We start from the raw sequence: 21,622 nt of genomic DNA, 5'->3' as shown, positions 1-21,622 counted from the left end.
CACGGAATGTTGTTCACAACACACGGGTGTAACTGGCGCGCACCCGCTCGCGGTCGCCGCAATCGAAGTGCCACCATTCCGTGTTGATGCCGACCCAGCCCGCGTGCGCCATGGCGTCGCGCAGCAATTGACGGTTGCCGGTCTGGGTGGCGGTGAGCGCACCGCTAGCCAGCAGTTCCGGCTCCAGCACCGGGTGGGAGCGCTCGCTCAGGTCATCGAAGGCGGTGCCCATATCCAGCTCGCAACCCGCGTCGTCGAGTATGGTCAGGTCGACCGCCATGCCGAAGGAATGGATGGAACCACGCCCCGGCTCCGCGATATAGCCGAGCAAATCCGTGCCCTGCAGCGCCAGCCACAGTTGTTCCTGCACCCGCTGCGGACGCAGCGCATCCAGCACCAGCAACCGGTAGCCGGGCCAGCGCGAGGCCAGCCAATCGACGGCCAGTTCCAGTGCGGCGGCCGCCTCCTGGTGCAGCCAGGCGCAATCGAGCGGGGTGTACAGGTCGCGGCCGACGAAGTTGTCGGGCGTGGCATAGCGCAGGTCGATGGCGATGCCGGCCACGCTGGCCAACGGCCGGAATGCGCCGTCGCTGGCGATCGCTTCGCAGGATATGGCTGGATGCATGCTGTCCTCCATGACGGGCCAAGCTAAGCATAACCGCAAGTTTGGCTCCGCGCATGGCGCGCGCGTAAGCCCCTTCAGTTTTCCTGGGCCGGCTCCGGGGGCGGCGGCACGGATGGCGCCACGGGCGGCGCCGGCGGCGCGACAGTTGGCGGCGCTACAGTTGGCGGGGACACGGCTGACGGCGGTGTAGGCATGGCCGGCGACGTCAGCGCGTCGAGGATGGCGGCCGTTTCCGCATCCGGCTCGCCGTCGAACCGGGCCTGCCGGTACTTGGACTGGAACACCACCAGCACGTTGCGGGTGGCCGCGTCCAATTCGCCCGTCTGCGGCACGGCATAGCCATGCTGCGCCAGTTTCTGCTGGAACCAGCCGATATCGGGCAACTGCGCCGTGAACACGGGCAGGCGCGCGGCCACTTGCACGGGGCTGGGCCAGCGCACCAGTCCCGCGTCGGCCAGTTGCTTCCACGGGAACAGCGGACCGGGGTCCTGCTTGCGCTGGGGCGCGATGTCGCTGTGACCGAGCACGTTCTCGGGTGGGATGTTATGACGCGCCATGATCTGCCTGAGCAGCGGAATCAGCTGGTCGATCTGGGCTTGCGAGAACGGATACCAGATCCGGCCCTCGGGCGTGTCGCGGAAGCCGGGGTTGACGATCTCGATGCCAATCGAGCTGACGTTCAGCTGTGTATAAGTCTTCCAGTTACTCACACCCGCGTGGTTGGCCTGCCGCGATTCGTCCACCAACGTGTAGAAAAATGGCTGCTCGCCGTCCGTCAGCAGGTAGTGGCTGCTCACCACGTCCTGGGTCAGGGTCTTGAGGGAACGGGTCAGGTCGCCAGCCGTGTAGTGCAGCACGATGAATTTGACGCGGTCGCTCTGGCTGCGCGCCGTGTAGCTGTGGTCGAGCCGGGGGCCGGACGGCGCCACGGCGCAACCGGCCAGCAGCGCCAGCATGGCCAGCGGCGCCAGCGATGGCAACGTGGGCAACGACGGCAACGACGCCAGTGATCGCAGCGATGGCAGCGATGACAACACCGCGCGCGGGCGGCCGGGACGCGGGTGGGAACGGTTATTCATACGTGGTATCGGGCCGGTGGAACGGGAAATGGCGGGCCTGGGCAGCGATGCGGGCCGCCGCGTGGTGCGGGCGCACCGTCTTTTGCTGCAGCGGCACGCCGGCCAGCAGCTCGGCGCGCATCGATTGCGCCAGCAGCGGATGCAGTTCCGCCGCGCGTCCGGCCAGCACCACGGGCCGCATGCCGTAGCGGCGCACCATGGCGTTGGCCAGCCGGGCCAGCTCCAGGCCCGCGTCCAGCAGGATGCGGCGCGCTTCCGGGTCGGCCTCCACGCTGGCGGCCACCGCCAGCGCCAGCCGTCCTATGGTGCCGCGATCCTGGCCATACATGAACTGGCGGCTGTGGGCCCAGTCGCTCCCGCCCACGTGGGCGAACACCGCCTGCGCCAGCGGCGATTCGCGCCACGCGCCCGGCGTTTCATCCTCGCGGCGCCAGATGCTGCGCAGCGCTTCGCGCGCGATCCAGTAGCCGCCACCGCCATCGTCGAGCAGCACGCCGCGCCCGCCGGCCCGGTGGAACTGGCCATGCTCGTCGACCCAGGCCGCGATTGAACCCGTGCCCGCGTAGACCAGGTAGCCGTGACCCGGTGCGAAGGTGTCCAGGCAGGCGATCTCGATATCATTGCGCACCGAGACGGCATCAGGCGCGATGGCCAGCAGGGTGGCGAGCCAGTGCGCGAGCTTCACGCTGTCGCCGCCAAAGCCGGTGAGGCCGGCGCACACGGCGTCCGGACGACCGGCCGCCAGCACGGCCGCGCACAGCGCCGTGAAGCTGGCGTGGACGGCGGCGCGTCCCGTCTCGCTTTCCATCTGCAGGGCCGTCAGGCCGCCCACGTGGCCCTCGGCCACGATCACGCCATCGGCGCTGGCCAGCGCCCAGCGGGTCTGGGTGCCGCCCGCGTCGATACCCAGGCCGAAGCGGGATGAGGAATGGCGCATGTGCATGGCGTTCACGCGGCGGCCACCGTCACGCGCGCGCTCTCGTTGCCGAGCCGGTCGACGGCGCTGACGACGACCGCGCTGGCCGCGCCGGCCGTGCCGTCGTCGGGCAGGCGCAATTCCGTGCGCGTGCCGGGAGCGACGGCGAAGCGCCACTCATTGCCATAGCGCGACCAGACGGCGTATTGGGCCACGGCCTTGCCGGCGCCCGGCGCCAGCTTGAGCGCGACGCCGGCGCCGTCGCGGCGGGCCGTGACGGCCGGCGCGGATGGCGGCGCGGCGCCCAGCCACGGCGTGGGCGGCACCAGCGCCGCGTACTGGTAAGCCTGGGTCTTGAGCTGGTCGCACACGCCCTTGCGGTTCTCCATCAGGGCCGCCACGCTGAAATGCAGGTGGCCGTGGCCGCCCGTGCGGCTGCGCGTGACGCCGATCTGCTTGACGATCTCCTCGGGCGGGAAGGCCTTGCTGGAATTGTCGATGCGACTGGTGTAGAGGCCGGGCCACACGTGGCGGCCCTGGGTGTTCTGCGCCAGCCAGTAGTCGAGCAGCACGTCGAACGCCTGCGGCGCCTGCGCCACGGGCCAGTACAGCTGGGGCGCCAGGTAATCGAGCCAGCCGTTGGCCAGCCACAGTTCGGCGTCCGCATACAGCTTGTCGTACTGGCTGAAGCCGACGATGCCGGCCGGGCGCCGGTCCGGGCGGCCGATGCCGAACGGGCTGATGCCAAAGCGCACCCACGCCTTTTCCTTGTGGATGCCCTTGTACAGCGCTTCGATCAGCTGGTTGACGTTCTGGCGGCGCCACGCGGCCCGGTCCAACTGGCCGCCGGCCAGCAGGTAGCGCTGCCACGAGGGCTGGTCGGGGAATTCCAGTTCCGCCTTGGTCCCGGCGCCGCCATCGAGCGCAGCACCCTCGGCGCCGGGGGCATTGGGCGCGTCGATGGGATACGGGTAGAAGTAATCGTCGATGTGGACGCCGTCGATATCGTAGCGGCGCACCACGTCCAGCACCACCTCCAGCGTGTGGCGCGAGGCGGCCTGCTCGCCGGGGTCCATCCACAGGTAGCGGCCGTAGGGCTTGACGGCTTCCGGCTGGGTGTTGGCGATGTGGCCGGACGTGAGCGGGCTTTTGGCCGTCGCGTGGCGGGCCCGGTACGGGTTGAACCACGCATGCAGTTCCAGCCCGCGCGCGTGGGCCTGGTCGATCCAGAATTGCAGCGGGTCGTACAGGGGACGGGGCGCGCGGCCCTGCTGGCCGGTGAGGAATTCCGACCACGGTTCCAGCTCGGACGGGTAGATGGCGTCGGCGCTGGGGCGCACCTGCAGCACGATGGCGTTCAGGTTCAGGGCCTTGGCCCGCTCCAGGATGGCCAGCGCCTCGGCCTGCTGCTTGTCCACGCTCAGGTTGCTGCGGCTGGGCCAGTCGATGTTGGCCACGGTCGAGACCCAGGCGGCGCGGAATTCGCGCGGGGCCGGCGGCGGGACGGCCGGATCGGCGGCTGCGCCGGAATTGGGGCCCGCACCAGCGCCAGCGCCGCCGGCAGAACCTATGCCGGCGCCAGAACCCGTGCCGGAGCCCGATGGCGCAGGCTGGCCCGGCGCCATCGGCGTCGACGAGCAAGCGCTCAACAGCGCGGCCAGGCCGCCAGCCACGCAGGCGGCCAAGGACTGCCGCTTTTTCGCATTAAACTCCACTTACCATTCCCCGATCCAGATCACGCGCGATGCCCGCAATGCCCTATTGTAATGCGGCCGGCGCCTGTTTCCGGCCGAATTCGGGATCGATTTTCACCAGCGCGGCCATGACAAAGGCCGGCACCGTCGCCACGCACACCCAGATGAAAAAGTGCTGGTAGCCCAGTTGCTGCTGGATCCAGCCGCTGGCCATGCCCGGCACCATCATGCCGAGCGCCATGAAGCCGGTGCAGATGGCGTAATGGGCCGTCTTGTGTTCGCCCTCGGCCACCAGGATCATGTACATCAGGTAGGCGGCGAAGCCATACCCGTAGCCCAGTTGTTCGAGCGCAATGCTGGCGCCAATCAGGTAGACATTGTGCGGCAGCGCGCTGGCCAGGTAGACAAACACCAGGTCCGGCAAGTGCACGGCCAACACCATGCCCCACAGGCAACGCTTGAGGCCGTAGCGCGCCACAGCCACGCCGCCCAGCAGGCCGCCCACGGTCAGCGCCGCCACGCCGATGGTGCCGTACACCAGTCCCACCTGGGCCGTCGTCAGCCCGAGGCCGCCCTTGTCGGCCGGATCGAGCAGGAACGGGACGGCCAGCTTGAGCAACTGCGCCTCGCCCAGACGGAACAGCAACAAAAAGCCCAGTATCACGCCGATGCCGGGCTTGCGGAAAAAGCTCTTGAAGGTGGCCAGGAAATCGCGCAGCAGGGCGCCGCCGGCCGCCGGCGGGCGATCCGCAGCCGGGCGCGGCAGCACCAGTTGGTGGTAGGCGAACAGCAGCACGAACAGCACGGCCAGTACGAAGAACACGATGGACCACGCCAGCCGCACGCTGTCCAGCGACTCGGACAGCTTGCCGGCCAGGTAGACCAGCCCGCCCTGGCCGGCGATCATGGCCAGCCGGTAGAACGTGGAGCGCACGCCGACGAACGCGGCTTGCTGGTGCTGGGGCAGGCCCAGCATGTAAAAACCGTCAGCCGCGATGTCGTGCGTGGCGGAGCTGAACGCCATCAGCCACAACAAGGCCAGGCTGATCTGGAAGAACTGCGGCAGGCTGGTGGTCAGGGCCACCAGCGCCAGCGACGCGCCCAGCAGCAATTGCATGGCCACGATCCACAGCCGGCGCGTGCGCAACAACTCGACCACGGGCGACCACAGCGGCTTGATCACCCACGGCAGGTACAGCCAGCCCGTGTACAGCGCGATATCGGTGTTCGACACGCCCAGGTTCTTGTACATGACGACCGACAGCGTCATCACCACCACGTAGGGGATGGCTTGGCCGAAATACAGGGTGGGCACCCACCACCACGGGCTGCGTTGCTCCATGCTTTCCTAATGAGTCAGTTTCCGGTGCCGCGACGGCAAATTTGTATCATTTTGTCAACGCGGCGCGCACGCTGCCGTCGGCCTCGTCGAGCCAGGCCTGGGCTTGCTCCACGTCCACCTGCCGCAGCAAGGCCACGATGGCCACTTTGACGTGGAAGCGGCATTGCTCGAGCACGAGGCGGGCGGCGGCCGCGTCGGCGCCGGTGGCGTGCATGGTCAGCCGCACGGCGCGCGCCATCAGCTTGGCGTTGGTCGGCTGCAAGTCTACCATCAAGTTTCCGTACACTTTATGCAGCCGCACCATCAGCGCGCTCGACAGCGTGTTGAGCACGATCTTCTGCGCCGTGCCCGCTTTCAGGCGGGTGCTGCCGGATATGATTTCCGGCCCGGTGTCGATGGTGATGCCGAGGTCGGCTTCGCGCGCCAGCGGCGAGCCGGCGTTGTTGGCGATGCCGATGGTGTAGGCGCCCAGCTTGCGGGCCGCCTGCAGCGCACCCAGCACATAGGGCGTGGCGCCGGACGCGGCCAGCAGCAGCACCACGTCGTGCGGGGCCGGATACAGCCGGCGCAGGTCGGCCGCGCCCAGTTCCGGCTTGTCCTCCGCGCCCTCGACGGACGCGAACATGGCCGGCTGGCCGCCTGCCAGCACGGCCACGGCCCGCTCATGGGGCCAGGAAAAGGTGGGATGGAGTTCCACGCTGTCGAGCACGCCGATGCGGCCCGAGGTGCCGGCGCCCACGTAGATGAGGCGACCGCCGGCGCTGATGCGCGGCAGCATGGCTTCCACGGCGGCCGCGATGGCCGGCGCGGCGGCGCGCACGGCTTGCACGGCGCGCGCCTGATCGTCGATCAGCGCCGCGATCAGCGCCGGCAGCGGGTACTGGTCCAGCTGGCCGTGGTCCGGATGGGGGGTTTCCGTGTTCAGCATCGCCGTGGTCCGAGAACGAGACAAGCTCAGTGTAATCCCAAACCCCCGCCTACCGCCATGAAAGCTTTACTGCCCCCCGGCAAGTCAGATGGGGCGGCGCATCTCCGCCACGAAATCGTAGTGGTCGCTGTGGCAGTACGAATGGGTCAATTCCATCGCCTCGCCCGACTCCAGGTAGGCGATGCGGGTGATGTAGAGCACGGCCTGCCCCTCCGGCACGCCCAGCTGGCGGGCCAGCTCGGCCGAGGCGTTCATGGCGCGGATGTGCTGCAAGGCGCGCACCGGCGCCTTGCCAATGCTGTCCAGGTAGCGGTACAGCGAATCGCCCACCGCCTCGGGATCGGCCAGGATGGTCTGCGGCAGCACGCTGACCTCGTAGGCCATCACCACGTCGTCGGCCAGGCGCAGGCGCTCCAGCCGCGCCACCTTGGAATACGGCGACAGGCCCAGGCTCAGTTGCTCGTCCGGCGACGGCGCGACGATGGAACGCTTGAGCCAGCGCGAGCCGGGCTGGTGGCCGCGCTGCTGCAATTGCTCGGAAAAACTGGTCAGGTTCGACAGCGGCTGCTCGATGCGGGGCGCGATGTAGTTGCCCGAGCCGCGGCGGCGCACCACCAGGCCCTGGTCCACCAGCTGGTCGATGGCCTTGCGCGCCGTCACCCGCGACACGTTGAGCAACTCGGACAGCGTGCGCTCGGACGGCAGGGCCTGGTCCACCTGGTAGCGGCCGTTGTGCACGTCGTCGGTCAGCTTGCGCGCGATTTGCATGTACAGGGGCGAATTGTCCTTGTCGTCGGGTTTGAATGCGGCACTGCTCTGGCTCATATGAATCTCCTATCGGCGCTAGTGTACTGGCGTTGGGGCCGGCGTGTAGCCCGGAAAGTCGAATTTCCTTCAGTTTGGCGAAAAATGACAAACAATCCTACGCTCGCGCAGGCGAATCGCGTATTTTCATCATGCCAGGCACGGCAACGGCGCTATGCTGGCGGCAGGGCCCAGCCGCCCGGAATGCGCCCGGGTCGATTGGGTCCGCCACACGCGATTAGGACTGTCTATCAGGAGGGGCAATGGCACAGCAGGTGATCGTCATCGGCGGCGGGGTGGTGGGGTTGACCACAGCCTGGTGGCTGCTGGAAGCGGGCTACCGCGTGCGCGTGCTGGAACGCGCGGCCGAGCCGGCCAGTGGCGCCAGCCACGCCAACGGCGGCCAGCTCAGCTACCGCTACGTGGCGCCGCTGGCCGACGCTGGCGTCCCACTGAAGGCGCTGCACTGGCTGCTGCAGCGCGACGGCCCGCTGCGGCTGCGTCCCGAGGCCGACCCGCGCCAGTGGCGCTGGCTGGCGCAATTCCTGTTCCGCTGCAATAGCGCCAGCAACGCCCGCACCACGGCCATGCTGCTGCGCTTGGGCGAACACAGCCGCGAGGCCATGGGACAGCTGATGACGCTGATCCCACCAGCCGACTTCGCCTGGCGCGAGCCGGGCAAGCTGGTACTCTACCGTTCGCCGGCCCTGTTCGACGCGGCCGCCGCCCGCGCCCGCGCGGACGGGGCGCGCGATGGCGGGCTGGTGCGGCTGTTGTCGCCGGATGAAACGGTGACGCTGGAACCGGCGCTGGCCACGCTGGCGCCCGCCCTGGCCGGCGCCATCTACACGGGCGGCGAGGCGGTGGCCGACTGCCGCGCCTTCTGCCTGTCGCTGGCGGACCTGCTGCGCAGCCATCCGCGCTACGACGGCACATTGCCGGGCAGCGCCCAAGGCTGGCGCGTCGCGCACGGCAAGGTGGCGGCGCTGGAAACCAGCCTCGGGCCGCTCAGCGCCGACCAGTTCGTGCTGGCCGCCGGCATCCAGAGCCGCGACCTGGCGGCCGGCGCAGGCTTGCGGCTGCCGCTGTATCCACTCAAGGGCTACAGCCTGACGGCGCCGGTCCGCCCCGGCGACAACGCCCCGTTCATCAGCGTGACGGATTTCGAGCGCAAGACCCTGTACGCCCGCATCGGCGACCAGTTGCGGATCGCGGCCATGGTGGACATGGTGGGCGAGCGTCCCGCCATCGACCCGCGCCGCGTGGCCAGCCTCACGCGCACGGCCCGCGCCGCCATGCCGCGCGCGGCCGACTACGCACATGCCGTCGCCTGGTCCGGCCTGCGCCCGGCCACGCCGGACGGCGCCCCCATCATCGGCGCCACGCCGCTGCCCAACCTGTGGCTGAACGTGGGCCACGGCGCGCTGGGCTTCACCTTTTCCTGCGGCAGCGCCAGCCTTCTGGCCGGCGTGATGCGCGGCCAGCCCACGCCGTTCCCACTGGCGGGGCTGGGGCTGCGCTAGGCTCGGGCTGCTTTCAGGGGGAAGTCGTTGCGCCGGGGGGCGCAACGACGGTTTTTTGTCGCGGCGCGCAAGCACTGCGGCGGCCGTGGCGGATGGCCCCGCAGCCCGTCCCATCCCGAATTGGCGGATAATGCGGGATTGTTCCGCCGTCCACCCCCTCATTCATGTCCAAAAAAACAACGACGTCCGCGGCTTGCCCGTGTGGCGGCCCTTCCTACGCCACCTGCTGCGGCCCCTACCTGGAGGGCGCCGCCATCCCGGCCACGGCCGAGCAACTGATGCGTTCACGCTACACTGCCTACACTTTAGGCAACGAAGCCTACCTGCTAGCCACCTGGCATAGCAGCACGCGCCCCACGGAACCCATCATCGTGGCCGGCGAAAAATTGCAGTGGCTGGGACTTGAGGTAAAATCTGCTTTACGTTTACGTCAACGTAAAGCAGAATCCGACGATGCGCTGCGTCAGGACACCGTCGAATTCGTGGCGCGCTGCAAGCTCAATGGCCGCGCCCAGCGCCTGCACGAGGTCAGCAACTTCGTGCGTGAGGAGGGTGAGGGCGGCTTGCGCTGGTATTACGTTGACGGGAGTTTTCCAGAATAAAGGCGCCGGAGACAGCGCCACAACACGAGGAACAACCACATGCCGCACATCGAAAGCAAACTCAATCCGCGCAGCGAGGATTTCAAGACCAACGCCGCCGCCATGCAAACCCTGGTCGACGACCTGCGCGCCAAGGTGGCGCAGATCGCGGCCGGCGGCGGCGCGGCGGCCGCCGCCAAGCACGTGGCGCGCGGCAAACTGCTGCCGCGCGACCGGGTCCAGATGCTGCTCGATCCCGGCACCCCCTTCCTCGAGTTTTCCCAGATGGCCGGCTATGGCATGTACCAGGACGCCAACGGCGTGGACGCGGCGCCGGCCGCCGGCATCATCACCGGCATCGGCCGCGTGGCCGGCCAGGAGTGCGTGATCGTCTGTAACGACGCCACCGTCAAGGGCGGCACCTACTACCCCGTCACGGTGAAGAAGCACCTGCGCGCACAGGAGATCGCCGACCAGAACAACCTGCCCTGCATCTACCTGGTCGATTCGGGCGGCGCCAACCTGCCCAACCAGGACGACGTGTTCCCCGACCGCGACCACTTCGGCCGCATCTTCTACAACCAGGCCAATATGTCGGCCAAGGGCATCCCGCAGATCGCCGTGGTGATGGGTTCGTGCACGGCCGGCGGCGCCTACGTGCCGGCCATGAGCGACGAGTCGATCATCGTCAAGGAGCAGGGCACCATCTTCCTGGGCGGCCCGCCGCTGGTGAAGGCGGCCACCGGCGAGGTGGTCACGGCCGAGGACCTGGGCGGTGGCGACGTCCACACCCGCTTGTCCGGCGTGGCCGACCACCTGGCGCAGAACGACCTGCACGCGCTGTCGCTGGCGCGCACCATCGTCTCCAACCTGAACCGCACCAAGCCGCAGCAGATGGCGCTGCGCGAATCGGTGGAGCCGAAATACCCGACCGAGGAGCTGTACGGCGTGATCCCGGTCGACACCCGCAAACCGTTCGACGTGCGCGAAGTGATCGCCCGCATCGTCGACGGCAGCGAGTTCGATGAATTCAAGGCCCGCTACGGCACCACGCTGATCTGCGGCTTCGCCCACATCTTCGGCATGAAGGTCGGCATCATCGCCAACAACGGCATCCTGTTCTCCGAGTCGGCGCTGAAGGGCGCCCACTTCATTGAGCTGTGCGCGCAGCGCAAGATCCCGCTCGTGTTCCTGCAAAATATCACCGGCTTCATGGTCGGCCGCAAATACGAGAACGAAGGCATCGCCCGCAACGGCGCCAAGATGGTGACGGCCGTGGCCACGGCCGCCGTGCCCAAGTTCACCGTCATCATCGGCGGCAGCTTCGGCGCCGGCAACTACGGCATGTGCGGCCGCGCCTACTCGCCGCGCTTCATGTGGATGTGGCCCAACGCCCGCATCTCCGTCATGGGCGGCGACCAGGCGGCCAGCGTGCTGGCCACCGTCAAGCGCGACGGCATCGAGGCCAAGGGCGGCCAGTGGTCGGCCGAGGAGGAGGCCGCGTTCAAGCAGCCCATCAAGGACCAGTACGAGCATCAGGGCCATCCCTACTACGCCACCGCGCGCCTGTGGGACGACGGCGTGATCGACCCGGCCGACACCCGCATGGTGCTGGGCCTGGGCCTGTCGGCCGCGCTCAATGCGGAAATCCCCGATACCAAATTCGGCGTGTTCCGCATGTAATGGAGGCTGCCATGACTTATCAAACCCTGACCATCGCCATCGCCGACAAAGTAGCCACCATCACCCTGAACCGGCCCGACGTGCGCAACGCCTTCAACGAAACCACCATCAGCGACATCACGCTGGCCTTCGACCAGCTGGGCCGCGACGAAGCCGTGCGCGCCATCGTGCTGGCCGCCAACGGCCCGGCCTTCTGCGCCGGCGCGGACCTGAACTGGATGAAAAAAATGGCCGGCTACTCCCACGAGGAGAACAACGCCGACGCCATGCAGTTGGCCGAGATGCTGCGTACTATCTACCTGTGCCCCAAGCCCGTGGTGGCCAAGGTACAGGGCGACTGCTACGCCGGCGGCATGGGCCTGGTGGCCGCTTGCGACATCGTGGTCGCGGTGGAGGAAGCCAATTTCTGCCTGAGCGAAGTGAAACTGGGCCTGATCCCGGCCACCATTTCGCCCTACGTGATCAAGGCCATGGGCGAACAGGCGGCGCGCCGCTACTTCCTCACGGCCGAGCGCTTCACGGCGCAGCAGGCGCTGCGCATCGGCTTCACCCACGAGGTGGTGGCCGCCGGTGAACTCGACGCCACCGTAGCCGCCATCGTCAAGGCGCTGGTCAACAACAGTCCGAACGCCGTGCAGCAAGCCAAGGTGCTGGTGCGCGACGTGGCCGGGCACCCCGTCACCGATGCGCTGCTGGCCGACACGGCCGAGCGCATCGCCCATATCCGCGCTTCCGAGCAGGGCCGCGAAGGCGTGCAGTCCTTCCTGGATAAGCGCAAGCCGGCCTGGTTGAACTAGGCGGGCCATTTTTCAGCTGGAGTATTTTTGGAACCGAACAAACAAAGCGACTGGGTCGTACGCAGCCTGCGCAGCGTGTGGCATCCGTGCACCCAGATGCAGCATCACGAAACTGTGCCGCTGATCCCCGTCAGCCATGGCCGCGGCGCCTGGCTGTACGACCACGAAGGCAAGCGCTATCTGGACGCGATCAGCTCCTGGTGGGTGAACTTGTTCGGCCATGCCAACCCGCGCATCAACGCCGCCCTCAAGGAGCAGCTGGACCTGCTGGAGCACGCGATGCTGGCCGGTTTCACCCATGAGCCGGTGATCCGCCTGTCCGAGCAACTGGCGGCCCTCACGGGCGATGTGCTGGGCCACTGCTTCTACGCCAGCGATGGCGCCTCGGCCGTGGAAATCGCGCTGAAAATGAGCTTCCACAGCTGGCGCAACCGCGGCCAGGCTGAAAAACAGGAATTCGTCTGCCTCAAGGGCAGCTACCATGGCGAAACCATCGGTGCTTTGGCCGTCACCGACGTCGCCCTGTTCAAGGACGCCTACGGCCCGCTGCTGCGCGCCAGCCAGACCGTGATGTCGCCCGACGCGCGCCAGGCCGTGGACGGCGAAACGGCGCAGGACGTGGCGCGCCGCGCGGCGGCCGACGTGGAGCGCCTGTTCGTCGAACGCGGCGACAAGATCGCCGCCATCATCATCGAGCCGCTGGTGCAGTGCGCCACCGGCATGGCCATGCACGACCCGCTGTACCTGACGCTGGTGCGCGAACTGTGCGACCGCCACCAGGTGCACCTGATCCTGGACGAAATCGCCGTCGGCTGCGGCCGCACGGGCACCTTCTTCGCGTGCGAGCAGGCCGGCATCTGGCCCGACTTCCTGTGCCTGTCCAAGGGCATCAGCGGCGGCTACCTGCCGCTGTCGCTGGTGATGACGCGCGACGACATCTACCAGGCCTTCTACAGCGCCGACGTCACGCGCGGCTTCCTGCACTCGCACTCGTACACGGGCAACCCGCTGGCCTGCCGCGCCGCCCTGGCCACGCTGCAGATCTTCGAGGACGACCACGTGCTCGAACACAACCGCGTCCGCGCCGAACGGCTGACGCAGGCGCTGGCGCCGCTGGCCAACCATGACCGCGTGCGCCACTTCCGCCAGCGCGGCATGATCTGGGCCTTCGACGCGATCCGCGCCCCGGCCGACTTCTCGCGCCGCTTCTTCTCCACGGCGCTCGAACACGAACTGCTGATGCGCCCCATTGGTTCCACCGTCTACATGATGCCGCCCTACATCCTCAGCGACGACGACATCGACGGCCTGGCCGCCAACACGCTGGCCGTGTTCGACAAAGTACTGGCGGGCTGACCATGGAACTGTTGAACCGACTGGACGCCCAGCTGCAAACGCTGGCCCAACAAAGCCTGGTGCGCACCCGCCGTGTGGTGGACTCGCCGTGCGGGCCGCGCGTGCGCGTGGACGGGCGCGAGCTGCTGGCCTTCTGCAGCAACGACTACCTGGGCCTGGCCAGCCATCCGGCGCTGGCCGCCGCGCTGCAAGAGGGCGCGGGGCTGTACGGCGCCGGCAGCGGCGCCTCGCACCTGATTTCCGGCCATAGCCGCGCCCACGCCCAGCTGGAGGACCGGCTGGCCCAATTCGTCGGCGCCCACCTGGAGCGCCCGCGCGCACTGTACTTCTGCACCGGCTACATGGCCAACCTGGCCATCATCTCGGGCCTGACGGCGGGCGACCGCGACGCGGCCATCTTCTCCGAATCGCTGAACCACGCCTCGCTGATCGACGGCACCCGGCTGGCGCGCGCCGCCGTGCAGGTCTACCCGCACGCCGACCTGGAGGCGCTGGCCGCCATGCTGCAAGCCAGCACCGCCAGCACCAAGGTGGTGGTCACGGACAGCGTGTTCAGCATGGACGGCGACCTGGCCGACCTGCCGGCCCTGCTGGCGTTGTGCGAACGGTACGGCGCCTTGCTGGTGGTGGACGATGCCCACGGCTTCGGTACGCTGGGTGAACATGGCCACGGCGCGCTTGAGCATTTCAAGCTGCAATCGCCGTACCTGGTCTACATGGGCACCCTGGGCAAGGCGGCGGGGGTGGGCGGCGCCTTCGTGGCGGCCCACGAAACCGTGATCGAAACGTTAATACAAAAAGCCCGCCCCTACATCTTCACCACGGCCGCCGCGCCCGCGCTGGCGCACGCGCTGCTGGCCAGCCTGGACCTGCTGGAAGGCCCGGAAGGCATGCAAAGACGCGCACACCTGCAGGCATTGGTGGCACAATTGAACGATGGCCTGCGCCTGACGCGCTGGCAGCGGCTGCCCTCGGACACGGCGATCCAGCCGATTCTGATCGGCGACAACGCCGAAACCATGCGCGCCGGCGCCGCCCTGTACGAGCAGGGCCTGTGGGTGGGCACGATACGCCCGCCGACGGTGGCGCCGGGCACCTCGCGCCTGCGCGTGACGCTGTCGGCCGGCCACACCCACGCGGACGTGGCGACGCTGATCAACGCCATCAATGCCTTGGAAAGGATGTGACATGAGTCTGGACGACCCCGTTCTGGCCGCCACGCCGCAGGTGCAGCCCGCACCGGCGGCCGCCGGCGCGCGCCCCCGCTTCGCCTGTTTCACCACCGGCACCGACACGGAAATCGGCAAGACGCTGATTTCGGCCGCCATGCTGCACGCGCTGGTGCAAAGCGGCGTGCGCGCCTGCGGCATGAAGCCCATCGCGGCCGGCGCCGAACTGCGCAACGGCCGCTGGCACAACGAAGATGCCGACCAGCTGATCGCGGCCGGCAACGTCTCGCTGCCGCAGGAGCTGACCACGCCCTTCCTGCTCAAGGAAGCGGCCGCGCCCCATATCGCGGCCGAACTGGAAGACGAATACATCTCCCCCGTGCCCATCCTGGCCGCCTACATCGAAGTGAGCGCCGCCTCGGACGCGGTGGTGGTGGAAGGGGTGGGCGGCTTCCGCGTGCCCCTGAACGAAGAATTCGACACGGCCGACCTGGCCGAGCAACTCGATTTGCCCGTGGTGCTGGTGGTGGGCCTGCGCCTGGGCTGCATCAGCCACGCGCTGCTGACGGTGGAGGCGATCGCCAACCGCAACCTGATGCTGGCCGGCTGGGTCGCCAACGAGGTCGACCCCGACATGGCCTTCATCGACGAGAACATCGCCGCGCTGGAGGAACGCATCCCGGCGCCGCTGCTGGGCCGCGTGCCGCGCCTGGCGCAACCATCGGCCGCCGCCGCCGCCGAATACCTGGACTTTACCAAGCTGCCCAACTGGCCGGCTGCCTAACCTGATTGACCGTAGAAGGAAACACGATGTCCCTGACCCAAGAACCGAAAACCGTCGAACTGCACCGCCCCACGGCACCCATCACGCTGCCGGCCGCCGCCACCTGGCCGGTGGACGACGTGCTGGCCCTGTTCGAGCTGCCGTTCAACGACCTGATGTTCCAGGCCCAGCAAACCCACCGCGCCAACTTCCCGGACGGCGACGTGGAACTGGCCACGCTGCTGTCGATCAAGACCGGCGGCTGCGAGGAAGATTGCGGCTACTGCCCGCAGGCGGCCCGCTACGACACCGGCGTCGAGGCCAAGAAGATCCTCGACATCGACACTGTGCTGGACGCGGCCAAGCAGGCCAAGGCCAGCGGCGCCACCCGCTTCTGCATGGGCGCCGCCTGGCGCAGCCCGAAAGAGCGCGACATGGACAAGGTCGAGGAGATGGTGCGTGAAGTGAAGGCGCTGGGCATGGAAACCTGCGCCACGCTGGGCATGCTGGAGGAAGAACAGGCGCTGCGCCTGAAGGCCGCCGGCCTCGATTACTACAACCACAACCTGGACACGGCGCCCGAGTTCTACGACAACGTGATCTCCACCCGCGAATACAAGGACCGGCTGGACACGCTGGGCCGCGTGCGTGAAGCGGGCCTCAAGGTCTGCTGCGGCGGCATCGTCGGCATGGGCGAATCGCGCCTGCAGCGCGCCGGTCTGATCGCCCAGCTGGCCAACCTGAACCCGTATCCGGAATCGGTGCCCGTCAACCACCTGGTGCAGGTGGAAGGCACGCCGCTGTACGGCCTGGACCCGCTGGACCCGCTGGAATTCGTGCGCACCATCGCCGTGGCCCGCATCACCATGCCGAAGGCGCGCGTGCGCCTGTCGGCCGGCCGCCGGCAGCTGGGCGAGGCCGTGCAAGCCATGTGCTTCCTGGCCGGCGCCAACTCGATTTTCTACGGCGACAAGCTGCTCACCACCGGCAACCCGGAAGCGGAGGACGACCGCGCGCTGCTGGCCAAGCTGGGCCTGAAAACCCGCGGCACGGTGCTCGAATCGGCGCCGAAAGAGAAGTGCGGCTGCTAAGCGAAAACGACGTACGCGGATCAAGGGTCAGCCCCCGGGCCTGCCCCTGGTTCGCAGCAGGCTCTAAAAACAACCCCAGCCACGCGCTGAATAGAGGAGACGTATGTTCACAAAAATCCTGATCGCCAACCGCGGTGAAATCGCCTGCCGTGTGGCCGCCACCGCCCGCCGCATGGGCATCAAAACGGTCGCCGTCTATTCCGAGGCCGACGCCAACGCCAAGCACGTGGCCGTGTGCGACGAAGCCGTGCTGCTGGGCCCCGCCCCGGCCAAGGAAAGCTATCTGCGCGGCGACAAGATCATCGAAGTGGCGCTGGCCACGGGCGCCCAGGCCATCCACCCCGGCTACGGCTTCCTGTCCGAGAACGCCGAATTCGCCGACGCCTGCGCCGCCGCCGGCCTGGTGTTCATCGGCCCGCCCGCGTCGGCCATGCGCGCCATGGGCTCCAAGTCCGCCGCCAAGTCGCTGATGGAACAGGCCAACGTGCCACTGGTGCCCGGCTACCACGGCGACGAGCAGGACGCCGACTTCCTGCAGACCCAGGCCGACCGCATCGGCTACCCGGTGCTGCTCAAGGCCTCGGCCGGCGGCGGCGGCAAGGGCATGCGCGTGATCGAACACGCGGCTGACTTCAAAGCGGCGCTGGCCTCGTGCAAACGCGAAGCGATCAGCTCCTTCGGCGACGACAAGGTACTGGCCGAGAAATACCTGCTGCGCCCCCGTCACATCGAAATCCAGGTGTTCGCCGACACCCACGGCAACTGCATCTACCTGTTCGAGCGCGACTGCTCGGTGCAGCGCCGCCACCAGAAAGTGCTGGAGGAAGCGCCAGCGCCCAACATGCCGCCCGAGCGCCGCGCCGCCATGGGCGAGGCGGCAGTGGCCGCCGCCAAGGCCGTTGGCTATGTGGGCGCCGGCACGGTGGAATTCATCGCCAACCAGGACGGTTCGTTCTACTTCATGGAGATGAACACCCGCCTGCAGGTCGAGCACCCCGTGACCGAAATGATCACCGGCACCGACCTGGTGGAATGGCAGATCCGCGTCGCATTCGGCGAAGCGCTGCCGCGCAAGCAGCAGGAACTGGCCATCCACGGCCACGCCATCGAGGCCCGCATCTACGCCGAGAACCCGGAGAAGGGCTTCCTGCCCTCGATCGGCACGCTGCGCCACATGGACACTCCGGCCGCCGTCACCTTTGAACTGGGTGGGGCCCCCGGCACCGGCGTGCCGGCCGCCGTGCGCATCGACTCGGGCGTGCGCGAGGGCGACGCCATCTCGCCGTTCTACGACCCCATGATCGCCAAGCTGATCGTGTGGGGCGCCGACCGCAAGCAGGCGCTGGCCCGCATGGCCCAGGCGCTGGCGCAGTACAAGATCGTCGGCCTGGCCACCAACATCGCTTTCCTCAAGCGCCTGGTGGAAGGCGACGCCTTCGCCGGCGCCGACCTGGACACGGGCCTGATCGAACGCAACCAGGACAGCCTGTTCCCGGCCGCCCACTCGGCGCCGTCGGCCGCGCTGGCGCTGGCCGCCGTGGCCCTGATCGAAGCGGAGAAGGACGCCGCGGCCGCCCAGTCGGGCGCCAACCGCGCCGACCCGTGGGGCCAGGCGCTGGGCTGGCGCATGAACTTCCCGTATGCGCGCGCGCTGTCGTTCAGCGACGACTACGCGGCCGCGCTGCCGGCCAAGGCCTACGGCGTGGCCGTCACCTACCGCGCCACGGACTGGCTGTTCGCGCGCGACGGCGGCGAACCGCAGGTGCTGAGCCTGATGCAGCAGGACGGCTCGGACCTCAGCATCAAGCTGGGCGACACGGCCGTGCATGGCACCGTGCGCCGCGACGGCGAACTGCTGCACGTGTTCACGGGCGGTCATCATTATCCCTTGCACTACAATGATCCGATGGCCCACGCCGGCGAAAGCGAGGCCGAGGGCGGCCGCCTGACGGCGCCCATGCCGGGCAAGGTGGTGGCCGTGCTGGCCGCCAAGGGCCAGGACGTCAAGAAGGGCGAGGCGCTGGTGATCATGGAAGCGATGAAAATGGAGCACACCATCGCCGCCCCGCATGACGGCCTGGTGGAAGAAATCCTGTACAACGTCGGCGACCAGGTCGCGGACGGCGCGCCGCTGCTGGCCTTCAAGGCGGCGGCGTAAGCGGAGGGCATCATGCGCATCCTGTTGCACCGCGCGGACGGCAAGACCGAGCCGTGGATCAAGGACTTCGGCAAATTCCTGCCGGAGGCCGAGATCGCGATCTGGCACGCGGGCGAGAAATCCCCGCCGTGCGACTACGCCGTCGTGTGGGCGCCGCCGGAGACCATGCTGCCCGAACTGGCCGACGTCAAGGCCATCTTCAACACGGGGGCGGGCGTGGACGCGCTGCTCAAGTTCGGCGACGCGCTGCCGCGCCATGTGCCCATCATCCGCCTGGGTGACGCCGGCATGGGCGCGCAGATGGCCGAATACGTGGCGCACGCCGTGCTGCGCTACTTCCGCCGCTTCGACGAGTACGAAAGCCAGGCCCGCGCCGGCACTTGGGCCCCGCTGCCGCAATACCACCGCGAGGACTTCACGGTGGGCGTGCTGGGCATGGGCGCGCTGGGTGGCCAGGTGCTCAAGGCGCTGGCGCCGTTCGGCTTCCCGCTGCGCGGCTGGAGCCGCACGGAGAAGAACGTGGCCGGCGTGCAGTGCTACCACGGCCCGACCGGGCTGGACACCTTCCTGCGCGGCACGCGCGTGCTGGTGTGCATGCTGCCGCTCACACCCGACACCAGCAACATCATCGACCGCAGCAACATGTCCAAGCTGCCGCAAGGGGCTTACCTGATCAACGTGGCGCGCGGCGCCCACCTGGCCGAACCGGACCTGCTCAACCTGATCAAGGCCGGCCACATCGCCGGCGCCACGCTGGACGTGTTCCGCAACGAACCGCTGCCGGCCCAGCACCCGTTCTGGCAGGAGCCGCGCATCACCATCACGCCGCACATCTCCGCGCTCACGCTGCGCCGCGAAAGCGTGCAGCAGATCGCGGAAAAAATCCGCAAGATCGAAAACGGCGAACTGGTCGACGGCATCGTCGACCGCAACCTGGGATATTGAACACATGAACAAGCAAGCGAGCCTGCCCAAGCAAGTCAAGATCGTCGAAGTGGGGCCGCGCGACGGCCTGCAGAACGAGAAGGAAAACGTCCCGGCCGACGTGAAGATCGAGCTGGTGAACCGCCTCACCAGCGCCGGCTTCCCCAACATCGAAGCGGCGTCGTTCGTCTCGCCCAAGTGGGTGCCGCAGATGGCCACCAGCCGCGAAGTGATGGACGCGATCACGCGCAAGCCGGGCGTGATCTATTCGGCCCTCACGCCCAACATGCAGGGTTTTGAGGCGGCGCTGGCCGCGCGCGCCGACGAGGTGGTGATCTTCGGCTCGGCCTCGGAGGCGTTCTCGCAAAAGAACATCAACTGCTCGATCGCCGAATCGATCGCCCGCTTTGAAGGCGTGGCCAAGGCCGCCAAGGACAACGGCCTGCGCCTGCGCGGCAGCATCAGCTGCGCGTTCGGCTGCCCGTATCAAGGCGAGGTACCGCTGGACGCCGTGGCCGACGTGGTGGGCCGCATGCGCGACCTGGGCTGCGACGAGATCGACATCGCCGACACCATCGGCGTAGCCACCCCGCGCAAGGCGCAAGCCGTGATGGAGCGCGCCATCGCTGCGTTCCGGGTGGACGGCTTGTCGGGCCACTTCCACGACACCTACGGCCAGGCGCTGGCCAACATCTACGCCAGCATGGAAGTGGGGATCGCCATCTTCCACTCGTCCGTCTCGGGCCTGGGCGGCTGCCCGTACGCCAAGGGCGCCACCGGCAACGTGGCCACCGAGGACGTGCTGTACATGATGCAGGGGCTGGGGGTGGAAACGGGCATCGACCTCGACATCGTGGTCGACGCCGGCCAGTTCATCTCGCAATTCCTGGGCCGCAAAGGCGCCAGCCGGGCCGGCAACGCCATCGCCGCCAAGCGGGCGGCTTAAACCGGCATCTCAAACCGGGGTCAGACCCTCTGGGTCAGACCCCAAACCCGCTTTCTGGCTTCGGAAAAGGAAAAACCCCGTGTGACGTCGCCATCACACGGGGTTTTAAATTTTGGTCGGAGTACAAGGATTCGAACCTTGGACCCTCTGGTCCCAAACCAGATGCGCTACCGGGCTGCGCTACACTCCGAATAAAGAGAATCATACCGGTTCATGTGCGATCCGTCAAGGGGCGTGGCAAACAGTATGTACCATGGCGCGAATAATTCAAGGTGAAATGGCAGAAATTTCAAGCTTAATGCCACACAAAGCCTGCTTATTCGCCACCGTCCGCCTTCATCTTCAATGCCAGTTCGTACAGCGCGTTCTTCTTGCGCCCCGTGATCTGCGCCGCCAGCGATGCCGCCTGCTTGACCGGGCATTCGGCCAGCAGAATGGACAAAATGCGCTCGGCCTCCGCGTCCTGCGCCTCGTCGGCGGCCGGGGCGCCGGCCAGCAGCACGACGAATTCACCTTTCTCGCGGTGCGGGTCGGCCTTGATCCACGCTTCGGCCTCGGACAACGGGCAGCGGTGGATTTCCTCGAACATCTTGGTCAGCTCACGCGCGAACACCACCTGCCGCTCCGGTTCGAACACAGCCGCCAGCGCGCCGGCGCAGTCGAGGATGCGGTGCGGCGCCTCGTAGAACACCATGGTGGCCGTCACGCTCCGCAGCGACTGCAAGAACCCTTCGCGCTGCTTGGCCTTGGCCGGCAAGAAGCCGACAAAGTAGAACTGGTCGTTCACCAGCCCGCTGGCCGACAGCGCCGTGACCGCCGCCGAGGCGCCCGGCAACGGCAACACGCGCAAGCCAGCCGCGCGCACGGTGTCCACGATGCGCGCGCCCGGGTCGGACACGGCCGGCGTGCCCGCGTCCGACACCAGCGCGATCCGTTCGCCGGCCTGCAAACGGGCGATCAGGGTGTCGGCCACCTCGCGCTCGTTGTGCTGGTGGGCCGCGATCAGGGGCTTGTGCAGGCCGAAGCGGGTCATCAGCTGGGCCGTGTTGCGGGTGTCCTCGCACGCCACCGCGTTGACCAGGCTCAAGACATGCAGCGCGCGCAAGCTAATATCAGTAACGTTACCGATCGGCGTCGCCACTACATACAATGTTGCGCTAGGATAGGTCTGGTGCGCCATTTCGCCCATCACGGGCAGGGTGGCGATGGTGCTGGAATCGTGTACGGTCATTGGGGGTAGGAT

Annotated in this window: 19 protein-coding genes and 1 tRNA gene; 11 read left to right on the top strand and 9 right to left on the bottom strand. The window is 67.9% G+C overall.

What is annotated here, in order from left to right:
• Positions 1-13: 13 nt before the first annotated feature.
• The 7 genes from H3H37_RS06995 to H3H37_RS06965 all read right to left on the bottom strand — a co-directional run bounded on the left by H3H37_RS06995 (position 14) and on the right by H3H37_RS06965 (position 7,409).
• Entirely contained in the window at positions 14-625 is a 612-nt protein-coding gene (locus H3H37_RS06995) for a M15 family metallopeptidase (protein ID WP_182160914.1), read from the bottom strand.
• 74 nt (positions 626-699) lie between these two features.
• Positions 700-1,614 (bottom strand): N-acetylmuramoyl-L-alanine amidase, encoded by a 915-nt coding sequence (locus H3H37_RS06990; RefSeq protein WP_375539991.1) that lies wholly within the window; start codon positions 1,612-1,614, stop codon positions 700-702.
• Positions 1,615-1,696: 82 nt separating this feature from the next.
• Complete coding sequence (locus H3H37_RS06985) at positions 1,697-2,647, bottom strand: N-acetylglucosamine kinase (protein WP_182161019.1); 951 nt, start codon at positions 2,645-2,647, stop codon at positions 1,697-1,699.
• A 5-nt stretch (positions 2,648-2,652) separates the two neighbouring features.
• Positions 2,653-4,305 (bottom strand): glycoside hydrolase family 10-like protein, encoded by a 1,653-nt coding sequence (locus tag H3H37_RS06980; protein WP_229218700.1) that lies wholly within the window; start codon positions 4,303-4,305, stop codon positions 2,653-2,655.
• A gap of 73 nt (positions 4,306-4,378) precedes the next feature.
• Complete coding sequence (locus H3H37_RS06975) at positions 4,379-5,656, bottom strand: MFS transporter (protein ID WP_229218699.1); 1,278 nt, start codon at positions 5,654-5,656, stop codon at positions 4,379-4,381.
• A 46-nt stretch (positions 5,657-5,702) separates the two neighbouring features.
• A complete protein-coding gene (murQ, locus tag H3H37_RS06970) occupies positions 5,703-6,584 on the bottom strand; it encodes an N-acetylmuramic acid 6-phosphate etherase (protein WP_182160913.1) in 882 nt (293 codons plus the stop codon).
• A gap of 84 nt (positions 6,585-6,668) precedes the next feature.
• Positions 6,669-7,409: a GntR family transcriptional regulator gene (locus H3H37_RS06965; RefSeq protein WP_182160912.1), complete on the bottom strand. Its 741-nt coding sequence runs from the start codon at positions 7,407-7,409 to the stop codon at positions 6,669-6,671.
• Positions 7,410-7,651: 242 nt separating this feature from the next.
• Between H3H37_RS06965 and H3H37_RS06960 the strand changes: the two genes are divergently transcribed.
• The 11 genes from H3H37_RS06960 (at position 7,652) to H3H37_RS06910 (ending at position 20,379) form a co-directional block, all read left to right on the top strand.
• On the top strand, positions 7,652-8,911 hold the full coding sequence (locus H3H37_RS06960) for a D-amino acid dehydrogenase (RefSeq protein ID WP_182160911.1): 1,260 nt from the start codon (positions 7,652-7,654) through the stop codon (positions 8,909-8,911).
• Between the two features lie 164 nt (positions 8,912-9,075).
• On the top strand, positions 9,076-9,513 hold the full coding sequence (locus H3H37_RS06955; protein WP_182160910.1) for a YchJ family protein: 438 nt from the start codon (positions 9,076-9,078) through the stop codon (positions 9,511-9,513).
• 39 nt (positions 9,514-9,552) lie between these two features.
• Complete coding sequence (locus tag H3H37_RS06950; RefSeq protein WP_182160909.1) at positions 9,553-11,175, top strand: carboxyl transferase domain-containing protein; 1,623 nt, start codon at positions 9,553-9,555, stop codon at positions 11,173-11,175.
• Between the two features lie 11 nt (positions 11,176-11,186).
• Positions 11,187-11,972 carry an enoyl-CoA hydratase/isomerase family protein gene (locus tag H3H37_RS06945; protein ID WP_182160908.1) on the top strand — a complete coding sequence of 262 codons (786 nt, stop codon included), beginning with the start codon at positions 11,187-11,189 and terminating at the stop codon, positions 11,970-11,972.
• Positions 11,973-11,999: 27 nt separating this feature from the next.
• Positions 12,000-13,328 (top strand): adenosylmethionine--8-amino-7-oxononanoate transaminase, encoded by a 1,329-nt coding sequence (bioA, locus tag H3H37_RS06940; protein WP_182160907.1) that lies wholly within the window; start codon positions 12,000-12,002, stop codon positions 13,326-13,328.
• Positions 13,329-13,330: 2 nt separating this feature from the next.
• The gene (gene bioF, locus H3H37_RS06935) at positions 13,331-14,515 is read left to right on the top strand and encodes an 8-amino-7-oxononanoate synthase (protein ID WP_182160906.1); all 1,185 of its coding nucleotides are present in this window, start codon (positions 13,331-13,333) and stop codon (positions 14,513-14,515) included.
• A 1-nt stretch (position 14,516) separates the two neighbouring features.
• A complete protein-coding gene (gene bioD / locus H3H37_RS06930; protein ID WP_182160905.1) occupies positions 14,517-15,281 on the top strand; it encodes a dethiobiotin synthase in 765 nt (254 codons plus the stop codon).
• A 26-nt stretch (positions 15,282-15,307) separates the two neighbouring features.
• On the top strand, positions 15,308-16,351 hold the full coding sequence (gene bioB / locus H3H37_RS06925) for a biotin synthase BioB (RefSeq protein WP_375539987.1): 1,044 nt from the start codon (positions 15,308-15,310) through the stop codon (positions 16,349-16,351).
• 103 nt (positions 16,352-16,454) lie between these two features.
• Positions 16,455-18,509, top strand: a complete 2,055-nt coding sequence (locus H3H37_RS06920) for an acetyl/propionyl/methylcrotonyl-CoA carboxylase subunit alpha (protein ID WP_182160904.1) — start codon at positions 16,455-16,457, stop codon at positions 18,507-18,509.
• 12 nt (positions 18,510-18,521) lie between these two features.
• On the top strand, positions 18,522-19,454 hold the full coding sequence (locus tag H3H37_RS06915; protein ID WP_182160903.1) for a 2-hydroxyacid dehydrogenase: 933 nt from the start codon (positions 18,522-18,524) through the stop codon (positions 19,452-19,454).
• 4 nt (positions 19,455-19,458) lie between these two features.
• Complete coding sequence (locus tag H3H37_RS06910; protein WP_182160902.1) at positions 19,459-20,379, top strand: hydroxymethylglutaryl-CoA lyase; 921 nt, start codon at positions 19,459-19,461, stop codon at positions 20,377-20,379.
• 113 nt (positions 20,380-20,492) lie between these two features.
• On the opposite strand, the gene H3H37_RS06905 is transcribed toward H3H37_RS06910, so the two are convergent.
• Positions 20,493-20,569: transfer RNA gene (locus H3H37_RS06905), tRNA-Pro, on the bottom strand.
• Positions 20,570-20,695: 126 nt separating this feature from the next.
• The gene (rsmI, locus tag H3H37_RS06900) at positions 20,696-21,610 is read right to left on the bottom strand and encodes a 16S rRNA (cytidine(1402)-2'-O)-methyltransferase (protein ID WP_182160901.1); all 915 of its coding nucleotides are present in this window, start codon (positions 21,608-21,610) and stop codon (positions 20,696-20,698) included.
• Positions 21,611-21,622: the final 12 nt, after the last annotated feature.

The organism is Rugamonas brunnea, assembly GCF_014042345.1.
Classification (GTDB): Bacteria; Pseudomonadota; Gammaproteobacteria; order Burkholderiales; family Burkholderiaceae_D; genus Rugamonas; species Rugamonas brunnea.
Note: the sequence above shows the minus strand (reverse complement) of the source record. Positions and strands in the feature narration are given on the sequence as shown.

What these genes read in the sequence shown, in the direction of transcription:
- H3H37_RS06995 (WP_182160914.1), bottom strand. Translation starts at nt 625, where the DNA reads ATGCATCCAGCCATATCCTGCGAAGCGATCGCCAGCGACGGCGCATTC.
- H3H37_RS06985 (WP_182161019.1), bottom strand. Translation starts at nt 2,647, where the DNA reads ATGCACATGCGCCATTCCTCATCCCGCTTCGGCCTGGGTATCGACGCG.
- H3H37_RS06975 (WP_229218699.1), bottom strand. Translation starts at nt 5,656, where the DNA reads ATGGAGCAACGCAGCCCGTGGTGGTGGGTGCCCACCCTGTATTTCGGC.
- murQ (WP_182160913.1), bottom strand. Translation starts at nt 6,584, where the DNA reads ATGCTGAACACGGAAACCCCCCATCCGGACCACGGCCAGCTGGACCAG.
- H3H37_RS06965 (WP_182160912.1), bottom strand. Translation starts at nt 7,409, where the DNA reads ATGAGCCAGAGCAGTGCCGCATTCAAACCCGACGACAAGGACAATTCG.
- H3H37_RS06960 (WP_182160911.1), top strand. Translation starts at nt 7,652, where the DNA reads ATGGCACAGCAGGTGATCGTCATCGGCGGCGGGGTGGTGGGGTTGACC.
- H3H37_RS06955 (WP_182160910.1), top strand. Translation starts at nt 9,076, where the DNA reads ATGTCCAAAAAAACAACGACGTCCGCGGCTTGCCCGTGTGGCGGCCCT.
- H3H37_RS06950 (WP_182160909.1), top strand. Translation starts at nt 9,553, where the DNA reads ATGCCGCACATCGAAAGCAAACTCAATCCGCGCAGCGAGGATTTCAAG.
- H3H37_RS06945 (WP_182160908.1), top strand. Translation starts at nt 11,187, where the DNA reads ATGACTTATCAAACCCTGACCATCGCCATCGCCGACAAAGTAGCCACC.
- bioF (WP_182160906.1), top strand. Translation starts at nt 13,331, where the DNA reads ATGGAACTGTTGAACCGACTGGACGCCCAGCTGCAAACGCTGGCCCAA.
- bioD (WP_182160905.1), top strand. Translation starts at nt 14,517, where the DNA reads ATGAGTCTGGACGACCCCGTTCTGGCCGCCACGCCGCAGGTGCAGCCC.
- bioB (WP_375539987.1), top strand. Translation starts at nt 15,308, where the DNA reads ATGTCCCTGACCCAAGAACCGAAAACCGTCGAACTGCACCGCCCCACG.
- H3H37_RS06920 (WP_182160904.1), top strand. Translation starts at nt 16,455, where the DNA reads ATGTTCACAAAAATCCTGATCGCCAACCGCGGTGAAATCGCCTGCCGT.
- H3H37_RS06915 (WP_182160903.1), top strand. Translation starts at nt 18,522, where the DNA reads ATGCGCATCCTGTTGCACCGCGCGGACGGCAAGACCGAGCCGTGGATC.
- H3H37_RS06910 (WP_182160902.1), top strand. Translation starts at nt 19,459, where the DNA reads ATGAACAAGCAAGCGAGCCTGCCCAAGCAAGTCAAGATCGTCGAAGTG.
- rsmI (WP_182160901.1), bottom strand. Translation starts at nt 21,610, where the DNA reads ATGACCGTACACGATTCCAGCACCATCGCCACCCTGCCCGTGATGGGC.